This is a genomic window from Actinomycetota bacterium (assembly GCA_036280995.1).
Taxonomy (GTDB): Bacteria; Actinomycetota; CALGFH01; order CALGFH01; family CALGFH01; genus CALGFH01.
The window spans coordinates 1-4,614 of the sequence record DASUPQ010000071.1; the positions used below are offsets into that span (position 1 = coordinate 1).

Genomic DNA, 4,614 nt, shown 5'->3' on the forward strand with positions numbered 1-4,614 from the left:
GCGGCGCCGGTGATCATGTTCTTGATGTAGTCCGCGTGACCCGGCATATCCACGTGCGCGTAATGCCGGTTCGGGGTCTCGTACTCCACATGGGAGATGTTGATCGTGATGCCCCGCTGCTTCTCCTCCGGCGCCTTGTCAATCTGATCAAAGGGAGTGAACGGCACGTCAGGGTTCCGCTCGTGCAGGACCTTGGTGATCGCCGCCGTCAAGGTCGTCTTGCCATGGTCGATATGACCCATCGTCCCAATATTCAAATGCGGCTTCGTCCGCTCAAACTTCTTCTTCGCCATGGGGAACGGTCTCCTCTCCTACTCCCCGCGAATCTTCGCGACGATGGTCTTGGCAATGTTCTCGGGCACCTCGGCGTAGCGGCCGAAGTGCATGGTCGACGTGGCCCGGCCCTGGGTCATGGAGCGCAGGTCGGTGGTGTAGCCGAACATCTCGGCCAGCGGCACCGAGGCCCGGATCACCTGGGCGTTGCCGCGGGGCTCCATCTTCTCGATGTGGCCGCGGCGGCCCGACAGGTTGCCCATCACGTCACCGGCGAACTCCTCGGGCGTGACCACCTCGACGTCCATGATCGGCTCCAGCAGCGCCGGGCTGCCCCGGCGGGCGGCCTCGCGGAGCGCCATCGAGCCGGCGATCTTGAACGCCATCTCGGAGGAGTCGACCTCGTGGTAGGACCCGTCGTGCAGGATGACCCGGAGGTCGACCATCGGATAGCCGGCCAGCACGCCGGAGCTCATCGCGTCCTGGATGCCGGCGTCGACCGACGGGATGTACTCGCGCGGGATCTTGCCGCCGACGATCTTGTTGACGAACTCGTACCCGCCGCCGTCGCCGGCCGTCGGCTCGACGTCGATCTCCACGTGGGCGTACTGGCCCTTGCCGCCGGTCTGCTTGACGTGCCGGTAGACCAGGTTGGTCACGGGCCTGCGGATCGTCTCGCGGTAGGCGACCTGGGGCCGGCCGACGTTGGCGTCGACCTTGAACTCCCGCAGCATCCTGTCCACCAGCACCTCGAGGTGCAGCTCGCCCATGCCGGCCAGGATGGTCTGCCCGGTGTCCTCGTCGGTGTGGACCCGGAAGGTCGGGTCCTCCTCGTCGAGGCGCTGCAGGGCGGTGGCCATCTTGTCCTGGTCGGACTTGGTCTTGGGCTCGATGGCGACCTCGATCACCGGGTCGGGGAAGCTGATCGACTCCAGCTCGATCGGGTTCCCGGGGTCGCAGAGGGTGTCGCCGGTGGTGGTGAACTTGAGCCCGACCGCGGCCACGATGTCGCCGGCGAACACCGCGTCCTTGTCCTCGCGGTGGTTGGCGTGCATCTGCAGCAGCCGCCCGATCCGCTCGGTGCGGTCCTTGGAGGCGTTGAGCACGCGGCTGCCGGCCTTCAGCGTCCCCGAGTAGACCCGGAAGTAGGTGAGCTTGCCCACGTACGGGTCGCTCATGATCTTGAAGGCCAGGGCGGCGAACGGCTCGTTGTCGTCGGCCTTGCGCTCCAGCACGGCCGCCTCGTCGCCGACCTTGGTCCCCTGGATCGGGGGCACGTCCAGTGGCGAGGGCAGGTACCAGACGACCGCGTCCAGCAGCGGCTGCACGCCCTTGTTCTTGAAGGCGGTGCCGCACAGGACCGGGGTGATCTGGTTGGCGATGGTCGCCTTGCGGATCACCCTGCGGAGCTCGGCGACGGTCGGCTCCTCCTCGGCCACGTACTTCTCCATGAGCTGCTCGTCGTGGTCGGCCAGCAGCTCGAACAGCCGGTGGCGCCACTCCTCGGCCAGCTCGACGTACTCGTCGGGGATCGGCCGGTCCTCCCACTCCTCGCCCATGCCGTCGCTCGGCCAGTAGTGGCCGCGCATCTCGACCAGGTCGATGACCCCGTGGAAGTTGCTCTCCACCCCCCAGGGGAGCTGGAGCACGGCCGGGGTCGCGCCCAGGCGGTCGACGATCATGTCCACCGTGCGGTGGAACTCGGCCCCGACCCGGTCCATCTTGTTGACGAAGCAGATCCGGGGGACGCGGTACTTGTCGGCCTGGCGCCACACCGTCTCGGACTGGGGCTCGACCCCGCTGACGGCGTCGAACACGGCCACCGCCCCGTCGAGCACCCGCAGGGAGCGCTCGACCTCGACGGTGAAGTCCACGTGCCCCGGGGTGTCGATCAGGTTGATCCAGTGATCGCGCCACCTGGTGGTGGTCGCGGCCGAGGTGATGGTGATGCCGCGCTCCTGCTCCTGCTGCATCCAGTCCATGACGGCGGCGCCCTCGTGGACCTCGCCGATCTTGTAGGTGCGGCCGGTGTAGTACAGGATCCGCTCGGTGGTCGTGGTCTTCCCAGCGTCGATGTGGGCCATGATCCCGATGTTGCGGGTGCGCTGAAGCGGGAACTCGCGGATCGCGAGCCCCTTGGCGCTGCCCTTGCGGTCGACTGCTGTGTTCGTCATGCCTCTCTCAGGTGTTGGTGTGTCACCAGCGGTAGTGGGCGAAGGCCCGGTTGGCCTCGGCCATCTTGTGGGTGTCTTCCTTCCGCTTGACCGCGGCCCCGGCGCCGTTGGAGGCGTCCAGCAGCTCGCCGGCCAGGCGGTCGGCCATGGTCTTCTCGCGGCGGTTGCGGGAGAAGCCGACCAGCCAGCGCAGGGCCAGGGTGGTCGAGCGGCCCTGCCGGACCTCGACCGGGACCTGGTAGGTGGCCCCGCCGACCCGGCGGCTCTTGGTCTCCAGCACCGGGCGGACGTTCTCGACCGCCCGCTTGAGCGTGGTCACGGGGTCGTTGCCGGTCTTGCGCCGGCACTGCTCGAGGGCCGAGTAGACGATCCGCTCGGCCGTGGAGCGCTTCCCCTTCAGCAGGATCTTGTTGATCATCTGCGTCACCAGCTGCGACTGGTAGATCGGGTCCGGCGTGAGCGGCCGGCGGCTTGCTGGTCCCTTCCGCGGCATCGTTGCGTTCCTCCTAGACCTGCTTGCCCTTGGCGCCGTAGCGCGAGCGGGCCTGCCGGCGGTCGCGGACGCCCTGGGTGTCGAGGGTGCCGCGGATGACCTTGTAGCGGACGCCGGGCAGGTCCTTCACCCGGCCGCCGCGGACGAGCACGATGGAGTGCTCCTGCAGGTTGTGGCCAACGCCCGGGATGTAGGCGGTGACCTCGATGCCGCTGGACAGGCGGACACGGCACACCTTGCGGAGCGCCGAGTTGGGCTTCTTGGGCGTGGTCGTGTAGACGCGCGTGCAGACCCCCCGCCGCTGGGGCGAACCCTTGAGCGCCGGGGTCTTGGTCTTCTCGACCTTGCTCTCGCGGCCCTTGCGGACCAGCTGGGCGATCGTTGGCAATCTCTGCTCCTTGCCGACTGTTCCTGCTGCTCGTTCAACTCCACGGTGTCGGGCGTTTATTCCGTTTCCCGAGCGCCCGGCACCACAATCTCGTTCGTCTTGGTCGGTGGGGGCGCGCGTTCGCGACGGCTTCGCCGAAGCGCGATCGCGAATGGTAGCGGAGGGCCGCTGACCTCGTCAAACCGATTGCCGGGAATCGGCACGTAACGTCCTCTTGACAACGCAAGCAGCCCCGCGCGTGAATGTCCCAACACTGTTCGGTATGACCGAACACGGGGATGGAGGACCCCGCCTCTTCAAGAGTCCGTCAGGGCAGGGGGGAGCAAGGAGGGCTGTTCGTTGCGGCGCAACACATTGACTGCCGAGCTGTTGGCCGAGTTCCTCGGCACCTTCACGCTGATCGTCTTCGGTTGCGGCGTGGTCGCCCACTTCGTGCTGCGCAACGCCGTCGGCGACCCGGCCCCGGGGGCCGCCAACACCTTCGGCGACTTCACCACCGTCAACTTCGCGTGGGGCTTCGGCGTGGTCATGGGGGTGTACGTGGCCGGGGGGGTGAGCGGCGCGCATATCAACCCGGCGGTGACCACCTCCCTGGCCCTGCGGCGGGGGTTCCCCTGGGGGAAGGTCGGCCCCTACATCGTCGCCCAGGTCGCCGGGGCGTTCGTCGCCGCCCTGCTGATCCGGTGGAACTTCTACGAGTGGTTCAACCAGGTCGACCCGGGCAAGACCTTCGCCACCCAGGGCGTCTACTCGACCTCACCGGGGCCGGGGCTGTCGGTCCTGGGCGGGCTCCGCAGCGAGATCATCGGCACGGCCGTCCTGGTGATGCTGGTCCTGGCCATCACCGACGCCCGCAACACCGCCCCGGGGGCGAACATGGCCCCGTTCATCATCGGCCTGGCGGTGGTCGTGATCGGCATGAGCCTGGGCGCCCTGTCGGGGTACGCCATCAACCCGGCCCGTGACTTCGGGCCGCGGCTGGCCTCGCTGGTCACCGGCTGGTCGACCGCCCTGAAGGAGCCCGGCGGGAGCTACTACTTCTGGGTGCCGATCATCGGACCGCTGATCGGCGGGGCGATCGGGGCCTACGTCTACGACTTCTTCATCGGCAACTCCCTGCCCATCGAAGCGGAGGTCGGCGAGACGGTCGAGGACCCGGACACCGGCCGTCCGGTGGAACAGCGCCCCGAAGCAACCTAGCCGCCCAACGGGTGAAACGGGGACGGCGCCGACAGCGGCGCCGTCCCCGCCCGACCGACTCCCCCACCCCGTACGCGACAGGAGGC

Annotated in this window: 5 protein-coding genes; 1 reads left to right on the plus strand and 4 read right to left on the minus strand. The window is 68.2% G+C overall.

Features of this window, described 5'->3' with window-relative positions:
• The 4 genes from VF468_02005 to rpsL form a co-directional block, all read right to left on the minus strand.
• Positions 1 to 293, minus strand: a 293-nt coding sequence (locus VF468_02005; protein HEX5877092.1) for a GTP-binding protein, incomplete at its 3' end; no start/stop codon positions are given.
• Positions 294 to 311: 18 nt separating this feature from the next.
• Positions 312 to 2,357: an elongation factor G gene (gene fusA, locus VF468_02010; GenBank protein ID HEX5877093.1), complete on the minus strand. Its 2,046-nt coding sequence runs from the start codon at positions 2,355 to 2,357 to the stop codon at positions 312 to 314.
• A gap of 112 nt (positions 2,358 to 2,469) precedes the next feature.
• Entirely contained in the window at positions 2,470 to 2,940 is a 471-nt protein-coding gene (gene rpsG / locus VF468_02015; protein ID HEX5877094.1) for a 30S ribosomal protein S7, read from the minus strand.
• A 13-nt stretch (positions 2,941 to 2,953) separates the two neighbouring features.
• Positions 2,954 to 3,328 (minus strand): 30S ribosomal protein S12, encoded by a 375-nt coding sequence (gene rpsL, locus VF468_02020; protein ID HEX5877095.1) that lies wholly within the window; start codon positions 3,326 to 3,328, stop codon positions 2,954 to 2,956.
• A gap of 339 nt (positions 3,329 to 3,667) precedes the next feature.
• On the opposite strand from rpsL, the gene VF468_02025 reads away from it, so the two are divergent.
• Positions 3,668 to 4,528: an MIP/aquaporin family protein gene (locus VF468_02025; GenBank protein HEX5877096.1), complete on the plus strand. Its 861-nt coding sequence runs from the start codon at positions 3,668 to 3,670 to the stop codon at positions 4,526 to 4,528.
• The last annotated feature ends 86 nt before the right edge of the window (positions 4,529 to 4,614 follow it).

Bases quoted from the DNA above. Each gene is read 5' to 3' on its own strand.
- fusA (HEX5877093.1), bottom strand. From the start codon at position 2,357: ATGGCCCACATCGACGCTGGGAAGACCACGACCACCGAGCGGATCCTG.
- rpsG (HEX5877094.1), bottom strand. From the start codon at position 2,940: ATGCCGCGGAAGGGACCAGCAAGCCGCCGGCCGCTCACGCCGGACCCG.